The sequence below is a fragment of the Lachnospira pectinoschiza genome (assembly GCF_020564355.1).
GTDB classification, from domain to species: domain Bacteria; phylum Bacillota; class Clostridia; order Lachnospirales; family Lachnospiraceae; genus Lachnospira; species Lachnospira intestinalis.
This window is the reverse complement of sequence record NZ_JAJCRR010000005.1, coordinates 88,666-105,164: the sequence shown is the minus strand read 5'-3', so window position 1 is coordinate 105,164 and position 16,499 is coordinate 88,666. Positions and strand designations below refer to the sequence as shown.

Here is a 16,499-nt window from a genome sequence, read left to right as displayed (position 1 = left end):
AACTTATACAGCTTCATCCGCATAAATCGCTTCTTCAAGTTCTTTGACTGCCTGCATATAACCGGCTTTTCCTCCAAAATATCCGGCAATTTTTGCAGGTTTTCCAAGTTTCTGGAATGGATCAAGTTTTAAAATCTCTGTTTTCTCAATTTCGTAAATTCCAGTATTCATATACTTATCAAGAAGGCTTTCCAGCACTTCTCTTGCAATACCACTATATTTGCTAAGAAAATCCTTTTTCTTCACATTGTTAGCTCGCTCTCTACGGGTCAACGGCTTCTTGTCAAACGCCACATGGCAGATAAAATCAAAATCATCCATATCTGACATATTCTGCTCTGATTTCATCAATTCCAGATCAATACCACGCTCCAGTAGCATTTCCCTGATTTTTTCTTTCTTTTCTTCCTTTGACCATTGACGAATGAAATTATCCAAAGAGGCATATTCACCACGGATATTTTCTTTTGTGTAATCCACAATACTTTCCTGTCGGAGCAATTTTCCATTTGCATCATATACCGATACCGTTTTATGGATAATTTCTACCTTGCAACCATCACGGCTGACAATAGGTTTGGGATTTTTCGGTCCCGGTGGGTCAATCGGAACAGGTGGATCATCTGGTTCCGGAGTGGGTGGTGTTGTCTGCCCTCTCGGCGTGAACCCAGGATCAATCATAATTGGACCGTCCCAGTCAGGATCAGCAAATAATCTGGTAACATTGCGAAAATCCATAACAACAAAATGTGTTTTTCCTTCTTTTTCACGCAGTCTGGTGCCACGACCGATAATTTGCTTAAATTCTGTCATGGAACCAATCATTTCATCCAAAACAATCAGCTTTGTCATCTTGCAGTCTGCACCGGTAGACAAAAGTTTTGATGTAGTTGCAATCACCGGATACGGTGCGGAGACGGAAATAAAATAGTCCAATTTCTTTTTTCCATAATCATCACTGCCGGTAATACGCACAACATAATCTGGATTTTCCTTTACCATATCAGAGTTCAGATTTACCAATGCCTGACGCATACGCTCAGCTGCATCTTCCGTTGCACAAAATACAATCGTTTTTGCCATTCTGTCCGTACTTTTCAGATAGCGGGTAATCTCGGCTGCCACCTGTTGAATACGATCTTCGATGATAATATTGTAATCATAATCGCTGTTGGTATAAATGCGATCTTCTATTTCATTGCCATAAATGTCTCTCTGTCCCTTACGAGGTCTCCATCCGTCCCCAATATCTGTCATAATGTTGATAACCTTGAACGGTGCAAGGAAACCATCTTCGATTCCTTCTTTCAGGCTATACATATAAATCGGTTCGCCAAAATAGCTTAGATTGGAAATATACTTCGTTTCCTTCGGAGTTGCAGTCATACCAATCTGAGTGGCAGAACTGAAATATTCCAAAATCCTGCGCCAGCGGCTTTCCTCTTTTGCCGAACCACGATGGCATTCATCTACAATGATGAGATCAAAGAAATCCGGTGTAAAAAGCTCGCTGAAATGTTCCTTATCATCGTCACCAACCAACTGCTGATACAGCGAAAAATACACCTCATGAGAAGTAATGGTGCTTTTATCATCTTTGGATACGTTGATCTTGTGAATCACTTTTTCCAACGGGGCAAAATCTTGCTGAATAGACTGATCCACAAGAATATTACGGTCAGCAAGATATAAAATTTTCCGTTTTAATCCACTTTGCAGCATACGATAAACAATCTGGAAAGCCGTATATGTTTTTCCTGTACCGGTAGCCATAACGAGCAACAAACGATTCTGCCCTCTTGCAATAGCATCTACGGTTCGGTTAATAGCAATTCTCTGATAGTAGCGAGGTGGATATGTATTTTGACTGCTGTAATAAGGCTGCTCAATTACCGCTTCCTGTGTTGGTGTCATTCCAGATTCCTCTTTAAATCGTGAAACCAATTCCACCTCTGTCGGAAATTCATCCATTTTCAGCTGACGTTCTTTGCCCGTAAGGAAATCATGCTCTGCGAATCCATCTCCATTTGAACTATATGCAAACGGAAGGTCAAGCATCTTAGCATAAGTCATAGCCTGTTGCAAACCATGAGAAATGCTGTGCTTATTATCTTTCGCTTCAATAATGGCAATCGGATTGTTTGCGTTCAGATATAAAATATAATCTGCACGCTTCGGTTTTTCACGGAATACAAAATTTCCCTTCAAGTTGATTTTACCATCTGTAACCTGTGTCTCCATGGTAATCTTACTTCTGTCCCATTTAGAGGTAATTGCAGGGGTAATATACTGTAATTTCACATCTTCTTCTGACATTTTACTTTTAGGTAGAACAGTGCTCATTTGTGCATCCTCCTTCCATATCATCGTCTTACATGAAAGCTTCTCATAATCCGAACTTATCGGAAGTCGTATCTTAAAAAAATATACTACTCTGATATAAAGTCACCAAAATTCCGGCAGATTTATTCAAATTTTAAAATCAAGTTTACTTAATCCGTTTCTGAATATCCTCAACTGATGGCAGCTGCTTTTCCAGATCATCCGGCAGACTGCTGGTTATTTTATACTCGCTTACACCAATCGGCTTTGATATATCCTTAAGCGAATATTCTGCAACCACATTGTTTTTGCTTTTACACAGAAGCAAACCAATGGACGGATTATCCTGCTCTTTTTTCAAAATACCGTCCACGGCTGACAAATAAAAGTTTAGCTGACCGGCATATTCCGGCTTGAAGTCGCCAGTTTTCAGTTCGATAACCACATAACAGCGAAGGTTCAGGTTATAGAACAACAAATCAATGTAAAAATCATCCCCACCTACATTCAAGTGATACTGATTGCCCAAAAAAGCAAATCCTGTTCCAAGCTCCAAAAGGAGCTTTGTGACATCCCGAACCAGTGCCTGCTCAATATCCCGTTCGAGCATATCTTCCCGAAAAGGAATAAAATCAAATACATATGGATCTTTCATAGTCTGTACTGCCAGCTCACTTTGTGGAGACGGTAAGCGGTGCTCAAAATTTGTAACTTTATCTGCCAGAACCTGCCGCTGATACAAACCACTTTCGATTTGATGAATCAAAACATTGTGAGACCATCCATTCTCAGCCGTTTTTTCAATGTACCATACACGCTGTTGTGGGTCTTTGACTTTTTCCAAAATTGCAATATTATGGGACCACGGAATTTGTGCAGACACCGTCTGCACAAATTCCCGATCAGGATAAGTCTCAGCAAATTTTGCCATATATTTTAGATTACGAACAGAATATCCCTTACTCTCTGGAAAAGAAATCCTAATATCAGTGGCAAGATTGTCAATAAACTTGTTACCCCATGATTTATGTTCATTAATCACACAACCTATATCATGGTAAAGGAGTAGCATATCTGCATTCGCATGAACTGCTGTACGGTATTGTGCAGCCCTGATTTCACTCTTGATATTTTCAATAATGGAAAGATACTCAGCTGTATTCATTAGCACACTCATCGCCCCGCTTTCATGTAATTCTTATCATTATTTTTTCTCTTAATATGCAATTCTAAAATAATCCAAGTATGCTTTATATCTATCTTGCGCTGTCAGGCAAGTATCAGTCAAATACCCTTTTTCATTGTTCCATTCTTTCAATCCTCGATAATAAAACATTTTCAAATTATCCTCGATAATGAATGGAACAATATTATATTTCAGGCATTCCTTGAACATAATCAATCGTCCCACACGACCATTGCCATCCTGAAATGGATGAATACGTTCAAACTTCACATGAAAATCCAGAATATCGTCAAAGGTCTTTTCTTCCTTGTTGTTGTACTCCGACAGCAATTTCTTCATCCTGTCTGCAACTTCTTCTGGAAGTGCAGTCTCCATACCTCCGACTTCATTTGGCAGTTTCTTGTAATCACCGACAGCAAACCAATCCTTTCTGGAATCACTGGTGCCATTTTTCAGAATCAAATGCAGCTCCTTGATAAATTTTTCCGTCAATGCCGATTTTGCGTGATCAATAATCATATCAATACACCGGAAATGGTTTGCTGTTTCAATCACATCATCTACATTGAGCACTTCTTTTTCTATACCAATGGTATTTGTCTCGAAGATATATCGGGTCTGATCGTGAGTCAGCAGACTGCCTTCCATGTGGTTTGAATTATATGTTAAATCAATCTGTGTCTTATGATAAATGCCTCCAGAATATTTATTTACCTTCTCATCCTGCAAAATATCCAGTAAAGTCGTTGGTTTTTCTTTCTTCTTGTTAGTGCGCTCTGGCTTTTGGACATTTTCTGGAATATTCCATGTCTTTCCGATAAGAAATGCTCCCGACACACGACCATGGGCACAATAATTTCTTACACTACGTTCAGATACATCCCATTTTTTCGCCATTTCAGCAACCGAAAGATATCGCATCTGCCGCCCTCCTTTCACACGATAAAAAGCATATTCTGTGAGCCTTTTATTATCATGATTTCAAAAATCACGTTTACTATGGTTAGTATACCACATCATCGGCAATAAATCCATGTTTTACACTCGTTCCCCTATTATTTTTGCCGAAGCAGGAAACTTTAATTAAAAAAACTGGATGCCACTTCCTTACAAAGCAACATCTAGTCTCACTTATTTTAGTATAATTTATATGTATACATATTCCTCTTTCAATTTTTCAATTGGAATAATTGCAAATGGTATATCTATTTCATCTTCGTTCCAAAAAGGAACATAATATATTGCTGCTTGTACACCTAATACTTCCATTTGAGCAATAAATCCCTTTAATTGATACTGGGAAACTCCTCTCACTTCATAACAATATCCATCGGGTAATTTCTTACGTAACTTTTCTGCTATAACCTGCGAATAAAAGAAAGGGACTATTGTTTTCTCCTTGTCAGCTAAAGCATAATATGTTCCTGTTGTTTCTCCATTTTGTATTTCCATCAGTGTCCAAAAAGGATCGCCTTTAACTTTTTTATCCGGAAGAAAAGCTTTTTTTACCACTCCAGCAATTATATCTGTAAAAGAGGGTAAGTCTTTTTCTTCCATTAATTGAATACCATTTGCTTCCGCAAACTGTCTTGCCCCTGATTGGTATCCTGATTTAGCCACCATCACACCTGAAATATTATTTAAATCATTAAGTTTTGCAACAAACTCTCCTACTTCACCTTTAGTAACTGGGGTATTCCACTCTTTACATTCTATAGCTATACGATGTTTAATATTCAAATGCTGAAATTCATAATATACGTCAAATTCATGTTTTACTCCTGATTTTCCTTGTATTAATAAATTAGTTGATACTGATGCGCCTTCATCTAAAAACTCTAACAATTTTTGATATACAAATTGTACGTAACTTTCTAAAAATTTTCCTGATTTCATACACTCATCTCCTTCTTACCAAATTTTTTATCATATCGGAACATCTCTCAAAAGTTGCAAAATTATTGTAAAATCTTGTCCTGCTATGTTAAACCCTTTATAAAATAAGGAAACTTAACAAGAATGAGAACACCTACCGTAGCGGATAAATACTACCTTTATCATATATCTAAAACTTCTCTAATATAAAACAGCCATAGGCATATCATTCTTATCCTTATCTGCCTCATATCCATTACTGAAAAATTTCTTTACCTTGTCATAATACTGTGGGTTATTTTCATCTTTTTTCAATGAAGTATATGAATGGTGCAGTATCAACAAATGCTTTCTTATAATCTGTCATTTTCACGCATCTCCTTCATATATTCATCTACATGCTGTCCTCTTTCGCTTGGAGTAACAAAACTGTCCCAGTCAACAGGTGCTTTCTCTACTTTTCTCTGTGGATAATTTAACAGCGTAACAATAACCTCCGTTCCGTTATAATCTCTAATATCTTCATCTTCAATAACAACTGTGTTGCCTTGTACAATTCCCTTTACTGCCGCTAACATAGGTTATACCTCTTTTAAATTTTCGTCAATGTGCTTTGTATCCTCAAAACTTTTTGCCTTATAACCTAAGTAGTTATACCTTTATTATCTAACTTCTTAATCGACTTATAATAATTTATCATTAACATTATCTGTTTAAACAATATACTTTATTTTCTATATATATCATAACATTTCTTCCCCTAATTTTCAACCAGTATTAGAAAAATCATTACACCTCAACCAATACCGAGTTCTCTTATATCATCTTAATTTAATATTTTATGCACAATTCGCCATAATAACCGCTTACAATAGTATAATTGCAGACTTACCACATCTTATAGACTTAGAGCCGTAAATACATAATAGAATACATAAAACATAAATAGAGCATATCAGACAATCTAATATCCGACATGCCCATAATTTCTAATCCTACAACGAATAAGATCATTTAGAAAACAGTTCTAATGCTTGATTTTTGCAATTTCACCTATACTACCTTAATACTCTCTCTTCTGTATAATACTTATCCTCAATGTCCTTGTACTCTGGTATTTCACTTGGAAAGTGTACTACTCTGCCAAGTTTATTTTTCTTTCCTTCTTCAAGTTTTTCACCAAATATTCCATATTTTATTTGAAATTCTTGCAACGTATCCTCATATTCTTTCTGATATGGATTTTCCTTCCGGCATGTTTCCTCACTCATTTCTCTAAATAGAAATATCATCTTATCCAAAAGCCATTTATACATTTATAGACCGCCTGTAGATTTTCAAATCCCATTACTCCTTGAATATCTTTTACTGAATACCCACGCTTCAACAAAAGTTCTCTGATTCTTTCTCCTGTTGCTTTTTGTTGATATGCTGTTTAACGCTCGCCTATTCCCCCTGCTTGCACTTCTCATACGCAAACAGCGCCGCTCCCAGCGCACCGCAAAGCTGTGCCTCATCGCAGATATACAGCTTTGCGCCGAGCTTTTCTTCGAGGGCATTGGTGATTCCTTTGTTTTTGGCAACGCCGCCGGTCATCATATATTCTCCCGGATTGTTCTTTCCGAGGCGGGCGGCAAGCGCCCCTACTTTTGAAGCGACAGAAACATTTAAGCCGTGGATAATGTCTGCCACATTTTTATTCTGGGCAACGAGGGATACCACTTCCGATTCCGCGAAAACCGTGCACATACTGGAAATTACAACATTTTCCTTCCACTCCAGTCCCTTTGTGCTCATTTCCTCCAGTGAAAGTCCGAGCGTTCTTGCCATCATTTCAAGAAAACGTCCCGTTCCCGCCGCGCACTTATCATTCATCAGGAAATTCTTTACAGCGCCGTTTTCATCAATGCTGATTGCCTTAATGTCCTGTCCGCCGATATCAATGACCGTGCGTACCCGCGGGTTCAGATAATGTGCTCCTTTTGCATGGCAGGTAATCTCTGTGATGCTGTCATCGCCGCTGTCAATATAAGCGCGTCCGTATCCCGTCGTCACGATTCTTACGATTTCTTCCTTTTGAATACCGGCTTTTTCCACCGCCAGTTCCAGACTCTTTTCCGCACTCATCATTGCCCCGCCACCGGTCGGGATAATCATTGTCGACTTAATTTTTCCGTTCTGATCCAAAATGACCACATCTGTACTGGTTGAACCGCTGTCAATTCCGGCTGTATAGTAAACTCCTGATTCCATTCTTTTCTTTGCCTCCTCGCTGATTTCCTTTCCCGGATTAGTGTCCTCCGCACCTTCTATCGTTTCTGAAAATGCCTGGATTCTCGTCAGTAACTGTCCTGCGCTCTGGCTTGTAAAATCCGTTTCTATTTTAAGCATCGGAACTTTGATGTTCTTTTTAATACTTGCATATTCAAATCCGTAATAATCACAAAACTTAATTGTATGATAAATGATTCCTTTTAAATACGGATCCAGATACAGCCGATTTCTGCGGGTGCTGTTGTTCATTCTGAAACACGGCATCTGACAAAGCAGTGTATCTGCATACGCAAGAAACATTGCTTCTTCCTCCATTTTCTGCAAATCTTCTGGAATCACCGCCAGCCTGCGCCCGCCTGTACAGGTCAGATTTTCTACGTTCATCTGGATATTTTCGCGAATCATCTGCTCTAGCACGCCGCTCACACGCACGCCCAGCACACCAATATACGGTTTATTTTCGGTATCCTTTTGTTCAAATGCTTTCAAAAACAGTGATTTATCAAATTTTTTTCTGGAATATTCTTCATAAGCTTCTTTCAACCGGCAAATTGAAACGGCAAATTTCACTTTTTCACATTCCTCATCGTCATGCGGAATATCCAGCATATAAAGAAATTTACATTTTCCGGTGCTTTCTACAATATCATACACGCGCCGCATGGAATCACAGCAGTTGACAAGCACCAGTTCCTCTGCCTTTCCTTCCAGCACCGCCTGAATCACGGATTTTCCGAAGCCGCACAGATTTGCATGGGCAATCTGGTCCGACATTTCAAAATTTTCCGGCATTTCTTCCAAAACCGCACATTTTTCTCCAAAGCCCTGAAACAGTTCTGTCGGGGTATATTTACAGACATAATGAATCATGAATGTTTTTCCTCCTTGTTCTTTTCCAGCATTTCCGCAAATGCCTGAAGTCTGGTGGACACCTGTCCGTCACTGGTATTTGCCGGATTGCAACCGTCACCGTCCAAAATCATTGTCGGAAGTCCTGCCGTTTCCAAAACATTTTTAATCAGTCCGGATGCGCCGATTGTCCCTTTACATCCCCAGTGTGCAAACAGGATTCCACCCTCTGCATCTGTCTGCTTTGCAAGTTTTTCCGCCATCTGGATTCTTTCTTTAACACTTCCGTTATAAATACAATGAACCATTTTCTCTGCCATTGCCTCATACGGATCTGCCGCCTGCATTTCGCGGAATCCGTCTGCTACAAAATCGCAGGCGCTAATGTGCATGGTTTTGCTGTAATTAAATGTCTCTTTCACCGGCTGCTGTAAAAACGGCATAATATGCATCCAAAGGACATGAAGCCCGTCTCCCTTCGGTGCATTTTTTACATCTTCAAGAAGCAGCTCGGTGTATTTAAGCGATGTTTCCGACCCCGCCAGCAGATGACACATAAAAATCGCATATAATTCATTGGTGAGAGATGTCACCGGGTCATGGTCTTTGCGCAAATCAAGCTGGCTCTTAAAATGTGCCGCTGCTTTTCTGCTGTTTGTAACGGCATTTTCCACCGCTTCTTCTGTAATTTTCTTTTCGGTAATGTCTTCCAAAAAATGTTTCAGTTCTTTTAACTGATTTGCAACATATTTGATTGAAGACTGCGTTTTTTCATATGGAACATCAATATAGAAGCCCGGACAGCTGTATTTTTCCTTTAAATAAGGAAATGTCATCATATTTCCGTCACAGGCAAGATTGGTATAAATCATACATTTCGGCGCCGGTAAAATGCCGGTCAGCGCCGCGCCCAGAAAAACTCTGTGATATGAGCACATGGTTTCCGGAAATCCTTCTTCCTCGGTTTTGCGTAAAAATATCTGCTCACATTTTGTACCTGCTATAAAACAGGACAGCGCTTCCACGGAATACGGTGTCAGTCCTGCCGCCGTTAGAAGTTCTCCCGGAACGAAAATGCTCATCATTGCCGAATTTTGCGGTTTTGCAAGTGCCTGAATTATATTTTTCATGACCACCCGCGCCGCATACTGCCCGGACAGCGGAAGCTCCCGGTCCGGAAAAAGCTGTAGTTTTTTCTCCTGAAGCCGGTATCCGGCAAGCAGAAGACGGCGGGCTTTGTCATGGTCTTTTAACGCTTCGTTTCCCACCACATTTCCAAATTTTTCTATAATATCCATTTGTGTTCATTCCTACCTTTTTGTCCTGATTTTCAGCAATATCTGTTCTGCATGTTTTTGAACAAATCAATGTTTATTATAGCAAGTTGTGGGGAATTGTAAATGTTTTGTTTAGTGATGAGTGCTGTATTTATCAAAGAATTTCTCCCTATCTACTTATCACATTCCCCAAACGCAGGGCTCATTCTTTCTATCTCACCGCGGCTGATGCCGTATTTCTTAGCCAGTTGTTTCCAATGATCCCCGACCACATTTTTTATTTTATCAACCTCCTGCACTGCATACTTTTTCTCTATTCCATAATATGAAGCTGCTTGTACTGCCAACTCAAAATCAATGCTGGAATCATCTGCATCTACATTTAATGATAAATATTCACCATATATATCTGGATTTACATCGTATAACGGCGACAACTCCCAGCCTTCATCAGATAATATGAATCCATGATTTTTAAAATGGTCATCGGTATTGGATACAGCCATGCTAAATACGATACGTTTCCAGAGTTCTTCCAAGTCCCGCTTCGGTTTTGCACCGTCCGCTTTTAAAAATGATACAATCTCAAGATAACTGCTTCCATCTGTCGCATTTGCGCCATCTTTCTTTCCCAGTACTGTCATGGCTGATGAAAAATGAATTCTCTGCTCTCCATCTCTGTCAAAGCGCTTTACTAAAAATGTTGTTCCCAATTTGGAAAACTTTTCAATCTTTGCCTCTGGTACATTTAATCCACACTTCTCCGCCAAATCATGTACAACCATTTCCCATGCACCTGAATTAAAATCATCATGTTTTGATGGGAATTTAGCAATCCACAACGAACCGTCCGGTGCCATTACTGAAGCTTTAGGTCTGGCTCCGCCAAGTGAAGAACCAGGGGCAATTAATTGTTTTAACCATTTTCCTTCCAAATCTGTATCATCATTTTCAAAAGCAAAAGAGGCTTGTTCAAGTTCTCTTAAAGAAGTCCATGGTGGTGTTGCATATTCTTTATCGTTTGAAAGAAATGCCCCCTCTGAATCCGTTTTAAAACGCAATCCTCCCATTCTTGCTTCATCATATACACCCAAAAGATAATCGCTCTCTAACAGCTTTCGCGGTTTCTCCCCGGCTTTTTTTGCACGAAGTTCTTCTCTGCGCTTCATCAACCGTTTTCCCCACCTGTCCGGGCAGGAATCGGCAAATACTCCAAAGATATTTTTATCATCATTTATATATTGTCTGCCTTTATATAACTGCAAATCCGGGTCTAATATTCTATTTCCTTTTTCCAGCCAGCTTTCCACATATTCAAACGAATAGAACTCTTTTCCCCTTGTCTGCGATACATAAATTGTCCCAATTAATTCATTTTGAAAAGGTAAAAAATCCGCAAATACATATATTTTCTTTTCTTTCTCCATATAACTACCCCTTCTTTGACACCCGTTTTCTTACAGGCAAATCCAAATCCTGCAATTTACGTCCCAATTCATCATCTTTGGCAATCAGCAGTAAATCCTTATCCATATAATTAAGCGCATGTAATACCGCCGCATAACATCCAATCGCTACCGATGATGCCCCTTTCTCGATTGAAACCAAAGTTGCCCTACTGATACCCGCACGTTCTGCCACTAATTCTGCTGAAAGCTTTCTCCGCAGTCTTGCATATTTTATCTGCATCCCCATTTGTTCAAGTATTTCCTCTGTTTCAGGTAATAATACAATTGATTTCTTAGGCATAAAGTCATCTCCTTATGTTAATAATATTATACAAATAAATATTATTTGTCAATTTTTATTTATTTTACTCTTTTTCTAACACAAGTAATCTTGAATCCTTTAATTTGCATTTATATGAATACATACCCTTTTGTAAAATACCTGAAAAACAGATATAATAGTTTAGTGCCTCCTTTTTATTCTGAGGAATTTGTGACAATTCATCAGCTAGATAATTGTAAACATACGTAGAAATAGCTATTTCACAAATTTGTTTTTTGTTATTTCTATCTAAAACTTTTAGATAATACATTTTTATTTCTTCTTCCTCTAAAGGTATATATTGGTACAGCCATAATGCACATCTTCCATAATATATTTTTTGTTCATCTATATCCTCATCTAAATTACTTGCATTTAAATTTTTATGCGGTAAATATTTACGCTGTCCTCTATCTCCTTGTATATCGAGAAAATTGTTATTACGATTTTTTTCAGACTGTTTTGATGTCGATTTTATTTTATTTTCATTTTGAGACGGTCCTTTTAACATTCTATTCATGCAGCTTACTAATCGATTTCTAATATCTGTTTCATCTAATTCCTTATAAAATTTATATGTTTCTTTTTGGGTTGCTTTATTATATCGATAAGAACAATTTACAGCATGCTTATTCATATTAGAATTAATCACTCTAAAATATCTTCTTTGATATCCTCTTGCTACACTAAGCGGTGCTAACTTACAAAGTGGGCAAAACATATGGTCATCATATTTTTGAATCGCCTCCCTAGGATTTTTATCATATAATTCCCAATACTCGCTTGCTGGGTGATTCTTTGCATCATTCTCATAATAAAATTCATCAAATTTACTCTTCATGCTAAATTCTCCTTTTTATAAAAATGCTTTTTTTTAATTCTAACGATAAAGTCATTTTTTTCTCACGTATTATTCAATCAGTTACTTTACTATATATCATCCTTTCAAATCAATGTCAATGTTATAGTAATAATTTTTAGTTATATTTTAAAATTTATCTTTTTTATTTTTATCTATTGCCATCTATTCTAATTATTTATTATAATAGTTTTGCATTTTAAACTTTAATATTCTGATGTATTGAAATATGTTTTAGTATTAATTTAATATTAACATTATTTCATAAACCCTAACATGTGATGTATTTTTTTACTGACAACTACAATTTTTCACATTCAACTACAAAATGAGCCAAAAACTCCCCGGCACAAAATGCCGGGGAGTTTCCTTTTCCATTATAAATTATTCATTTGTGTTAAGTGCCGCCACTTATTCCTCTACGTGCAGCAGCTCGTGCGCGCGATGTGATAATGGTTTTTCAAAATATTCCCTGTAGCAGGCCTGAACGGAAGGATTTTCGTGTGAAAATCTGATACTGTTATGACGGTCAAGACCATAAAGCACATTTTTGCGGGCTTCAACGTCTGAGGCATCTTCTTTGTATGGCTGTCCGCCGCCATTGATACAGCCGCCCGGACAGGACATGATTTCCACAAAATCGTAATGCACTTCTTTGTTTCTGATGGCATTCATCAGGCGGCGTGCGTTGCCAAGTCCGCTGGCAACCGCCACACGGATATCCGTTCCCGCAAGATTAAACTTCGCTTCTTTCCAGCCGTCCAGACCACGCACGGACTGGAATGCATCTGCCTCCGGATTTTTACCGGTTACCAGAAAATAAGCGCTTCTAAGCGCAGCCTCCATAACACCGCCTGTTGCACCAAATATAACACCTGCACCGGTACCACTGCCTAATGGGTCGTCAAATTCGTCCTCACCCAGTTCCTCCGGTTTGATGAAAAATGCTTTAAACATTCGCTCAACTTCTCTTGTTGTAAGCACTGCATCAACATCTTTTCCGCCGTCCCATGTACATTCATCTTTTTTCGCGATACACGGCATAATTGATACGCAGAATATCTTTTCCGGGTCCACACCGAGTTTTTCAGCATAATAAGACTTTGTTACCGCACCAAACATCTGCTGTGGTGACTTTGCGCTTGAAAGTCTGCCTGCCATATCCGGGAACTGGCTCTTTATGAACTTTACCCAGCCCGGACAGCAGGAGGTAAACATCGGAAGCCCCGACTCCTTAATCTCCGGAAGCCGTTCAAGGAACTCGCTTCCTTCTTCCATGATGGTCATATCGGCGGCAAAGGTTGTGTCAAATATGTAGTCAAAACCAATTCTTCTAAGTCCTGCAACCAGTCTTTGTGCTGTTGCAAAATCTTTTGAAAGTCCGAAGCTTTCGCCCCATGCTGTTCTTACGGCAGGTGCTACCTGTACCACCGTTATGATATCCTCATTTTCCACAGCATCAAGCACGATACCTACATCGTCACGCTCTGTCAGCGCACCGACAGGACAACTGCTCACACATTGTCCGCACAATGTGCAGGCAGTTTCATGGATTTTGTGGTTTCCACGCACATTTACAGTTGTACGGGAACCTGTATTTACAACGTCCCACACGTGCATACCCTGAATATTGTCGCATACCTGCACACAGCGCATACACTTGATACATTTTCTTGCATCACGGATTAGCGGAAATGTTTTATCCCAGTTGTCCTTTTCTAATATTGAATCATACGGCATTTCTGAAATGTTCAGCTCATTTGCCAGTGACTGCAATGTACAATTTCCGCTTCTGATACAGGTACCGCATTTATAATCATGCTGGGAAAGTATCAACTTTACATTGGTCTTTCTGGTTGTACGCACCTTCCTGGAGTTTGTGTATACTACCATGCCCTCCTCAACGAAATTATTACAGGCTGTAACACAGCGTTCTGTACCCTCAACCTCTACAACACAGACTCTGCACGCACCAATCTCATTGATGTCTTTCAGATAACACAAGGTTGGTATCGTTTCACCAATGGATTTGGCAGCATCAAGGATTGTCGTACCTTCTTTTACGGATACATCACGTCCATTAATCTTTAAATTTACCATTTTTCTTCTCTGCCTCCTCTGAATGAACCGAAACCAAAATGGTCACATCGTAAACAGCGTCCTGATTCCTGACACGCTTCTTCACATGAAAAACCATATTCGATTGGCTCAAAGTCTTTCTTTCTGTCTGCGGCATCACGGAGTGCTACCTCAACCCGTCCGCAAGCCTCTTTGTCTTCATAACCGGCATAAGGTATCTCGACATCACTTGTAATCTGATGGTGGAAGCCTAAATATTCATCAATATTGGCTGCTGCCACCTTTCCTGCCGCAATTGCCCTGATAACGGTTGCCGGGCCGGTAACGCAGTCTCCGCCTGCAAATATTCCTTTGTGATCCTTGATTTCACTGGTATCAAGTGCCTCAATCGTACCACGCTTCACCGTAACACCATGCTCCTCAAAATATCTTGTTTCGATACCCTGTCCGATTGCCACAACAATCAGGTCACACGGAATCAGCACCTCAGCCTTTTGTGCTGTCTTCGGGGCTGGTCTGCCACCTCTTATTTTACTGATCATCTGCGGCTGTACCCAAAGACCAACAGCTCTGTCATGCTCGTCTTTTTCTATTCTTACCGGTGACATCAGTTCAAGGATATCGCAGCCTTCTGCTTCTGCGCCCTCAACTTCTTCTTCAAGCGCCGTCATGTCTGCCTTACGTCTTCTGTATACAATGCTTACCTTTTCTGCCCCCAGTCTGACAGAAGAACGGGCAACGTCCATTGCTACATTACCGCCGCCGATAACAACGACTTTCTTGCCTGTATAATCCGGCATTTCATCATCGCCGATGACACGAAGCATTTCAACTGCTGAAGTCACACCTTCTTTTGCGTCCTCACCTTCAATGCCCATTTTTTTGTCTGCATGGGCACCGATTGAAATGTACATCGCATCGTATTCTTTATGTAACTCCTCAATTGTCACATCGACACCGACACTGACATTTTTCCGAACCTCAATGCCTGTAGAAAGAATGGAGGCAATCTCATCATCTAACTTCTTTCGCGGCAGTCTGTAATTCGGGATTCCGTATCTTAACATACCGCCAAGCTGTTTTCTCTGTTCAAAGATTGTAACCTTATGTCCCATCAGTGCCAGATAATACCCAGCACTCAGTCCGCCCGGACCGCCGCCGATAATTGCAACCTTCTTTCCGGTGGCTTCACCACATTCCGGCACCGGAACATTTCCTGCATTATCCACAGCCATTTTCTTCAAACCTCTGATATTGACAGGTGCGTCAATCAGTGTTCTCTTACATCTGTTTTCACATGGATGTTCACAAATATAAGCACAGGTTGTCGGCAGCGGATTATCCCTTCTGATTAAGCGCACTGCATCGGCATATCTTTTTTCATGCACAAGTGCAATATATCCCGGAATATCCACACCTGCCGGACAAGACTTCACACAGGACACCGGCTGGCTGCTGTTACATGAACAAAAACCTCTCTCAATATGGGATTTAAAATCATCTTCACAGCCATCAATACATTTTAATACCAGCTTTGCCGCCTCATATCCAATCGCACAGTCCGCTGAGTAATAGATGCCCTCTGCCGTAAGCCTGATGACATCAAGCGTTTCCTGTGTTGCATTGCCGTCCAGCACATCATCAAAAAGTCTGGCAAGCTGTCTTAAACCCACACGGCATGGGACACATTTGCCACATGACTGTGCAAGACACATTTTTATAAATGATCTGGTAAGGTCAATCGTACACAATCCCGGCGGACTTGCGACAATTCTGCGTTCCAGATCCTGATACAAAGACTCCATTGTTACCTGAGCCTTATCCTTTGTTATAATTGTTAATCTGCTCAAAATCTGCTCCATTCCTGCGTGTGAAACATTTATTTATATTATGTGTCGTATTAATATAGTCATACATTTCACCGCAAAACATTCTTACGTAATATTGTACACAATAATTTACTAAAAATAAAGCAAAGTTATTTTTTTTACATAGTTATGGTGTTAGT

At 39.6% G+C, this 16,499-nt stretch carries 13 protein-coding genes; all 13 read right to left on the bottom strand.

The window, feature by feature from the left end; all coding sequences use genetic code 11:
- Window positions 1-3 precede the first annotated feature (3 nt).
- A complete protein-coding gene (gene hsdR / locus LI288_RS11095) occupies window positions 4-2,343 on the bottom strand; it encodes an EcoAI/FtnUII family type I restriction enzme subunit R (protein ID WP_227090441.1) in 2,340 nt (779 codons plus the stop codon).
- Between the two features lie 145 nt (window positions 2,344-2,488).
- Window positions 2,489-3,487, bottom strand: a complete 999-nt coding sequence (locus LI288_RS11090) for a PDDEXK nuclease domain-containing protein (protein ID WP_227090440.1) — start codon at window positions 3,485-3,487, stop codon at window positions 2,489-2,491.
- A gap of 51 nt (window positions 3,488-3,538) precedes the next feature.
- Window positions 3,539-4,429 (bottom strand): Fic family protein, encoded by an 891-nt coding sequence (locus LI288_RS11085; protein ID WP_227090439.1) that lies wholly within the window; start codon window positions 4,427-4,429, stop codon window positions 3,539-3,541.
- A 225-nt stretch (window positions 4,430-4,654) separates the two neighbouring features.
- Window positions 4,655-5,404 carry a restriction endonuclease gene (locus tag LI288_RS11080; protein ID WP_227090438.1) on the bottom strand — a complete coding sequence of 250 codons (750 nt, stop codon included), beginning with the start codon at window positions 5,402-5,404 and terminating at the stop codon, window positions 4,655-4,657.
- A 332-nt stretch (window positions 5,405-5,736) separates the two neighbouring features.
- On the bottom strand, window positions 5,737-5,961 hold the full coding sequence (locus LI288_RS11075; protein ID WP_227090437.1) for a hypothetical protein: 225 nt from the start codon (window positions 5,959-5,961) through the stop codon (window positions 5,737-5,739).
- Window positions 5,962-6,441: 480 nt separating this feature from the next.
- The gene (locus LI288_RS11070) at window positions 6,442-6,699 is read right to left on the bottom strand and encodes a hypothetical protein (RefSeq protein ID WP_227090436.1); all 258 of its coding nucleotides are present in this window, start codon (window positions 6,697-6,699) and stop codon (window positions 6,442-6,444) included.
- A 130-nt stretch (window positions 6,700-6,829) separates the two neighbouring features.
- Window positions 6,830-8,527, bottom strand: coding sequence for an acyl-CoA dehydratase activase (locus LI288_RS11065; RefSeq protein WP_227090435.1), 1,698 nt, complete (start codon window positions 8,525-8,527; stop codon window positions 6,830-6,832).
- On the bottom strand, window positions 8,524-9,804 hold the full coding sequence (locus LI288_RS11060) for a 2-hydroxyacyl-CoA dehydratase subunit D (protein WP_227090434.1): 1,281 nt from the start codon (window positions 9,802-9,804) through the stop codon (window positions 8,524-8,526). Before LI288_RS11060 ends, LI288_RS11065 begins: the two co-directional genes overlap by 4 nt.
- A 152-nt stretch (window positions 9,805-9,956) precedes the next feature.
- Complete coding sequence (locus tag LI288_RS11055) at window positions 9,957-11,210, bottom strand: type II toxin-antitoxin system HipA family toxin (protein ID WP_227090433.1); 1,254 nt, start codon at window positions 11,208-11,210, stop codon at window positions 9,957-9,959.
- 4 nt (window positions 11,211-11,214) lie between these two features.
- A complete protein-coding gene (locus tag LI288_RS11050) occupies window positions 11,215-11,532 on the bottom strand; it encodes a helix-turn-helix domain-containing protein (RefSeq protein WP_227090432.1) in 318 nt (105 codons plus the stop codon).
- Between the two features lie 64 nt (window positions 11,533-11,596).
- Complete coding sequence (locus tag LI288_RS11045; RefSeq protein ID WP_227090431.1) at window positions 11,597-12,394, bottom strand: hypothetical protein; 798 nt, start codon at window positions 12,392-12,394, stop codon at window positions 11,597-11,599.
- 429 nt (window positions 12,395-12,823) lie between these two features.
- Window positions 12,824-14,512: an NADH-dependent [FeFe] hydrogenase, group A6 gene (locus tag LI288_RS11040; protein ID WP_227090430.1), complete on the bottom strand. Its 1,689-nt coding sequence runs from the start codon at window positions 14,510-14,512 to the stop codon at window positions 12,824-12,826.
- Window positions 14,506-16,341, bottom strand: coding sequence for an NAD(P)-binding protein (locus LI288_RS11035; RefSeq protein ID WP_320055239.1), 1,836 nt, complete (start codon window positions 16,339-16,341; stop codon window positions 14,506-14,508). Before LI288_RS11035 ends, LI288_RS11040 begins: the two co-directional genes overlap by 7 nt.
- Window positions 16,342-16,499 lie beyond the last annotated feature (158 nt).